The following is a 602-nucleotide window of genomic DNA, read 5'->3' as shown; positions in this document are numbered from 1 at the left end:
TCTTCATCACGACACCTCGAAACGAAAATCGCCAACAAGATGAACGGCGCTTTGGTTCTGACCAATTACTGGCTTGCTAATACAGTGCAGCTGTAGGTATAAATAGCGCTGATCTGCGCTCCTTTGCACGATATGCTGACTATAAGAGTCGTACTGAAGCAAGTTATTCCCGGAATATTCCGGACGCAATCTGCTCTGAGTGATATAAACGTCTATCTCCATCTGTGAACTTGAATACGATAAAATTCGCGTCAACGATTCATTATCTTCTTCGGCAATTACTTCGAGGTTCAACAAGTCATCGATTAACTTGAAGCCTTCTGAGTATGACTTTTTGAGCTCAACATGACTATCTCGTCTAGAATCAATAAAGCTTTTTATTTGCTTCGCAGCTTGAAGCTGAAACTGATTTAGTTCATGACTGCTTTGTTGAAACGCCACTCTGGAAGACTGAGATTTAAAGCTTAGGTAACTGCTTTGCATCATCGTTGTTGAGAGTATTGTGAGGATCGCCAGCAACATTAATGACAAGACTAATGTAGCTCCGTATTGTTGCATGGCTCTTATTGGATATGTCTTTGATTTTAGGTGCATATTGCCTC

The 602-nt window shown here is 41.0% G+C and carries 1 protein-coding gene; it reads right to left on the bottom strand.

Features of this window, described 5'->3' with window-relative positions:
* Positions 1–6 precede the first annotated feature (6 nt).
* Positions 7–602 (bottom strand): pilus assembly PilX N-terminal domain-containing protein (locus A3766_RS02330; protein WP_231882813.1); only part of this gene is annotated, 596 nt, incomplete at its 5' end.

It is taken from the genome of Oleiphilus sp. HI0132, assembly GCF_001635845.1.
Note: the sequence above shows the minus strand (reverse complement) of the source record. Positions and strands in the feature narration are given on the sequence as shown.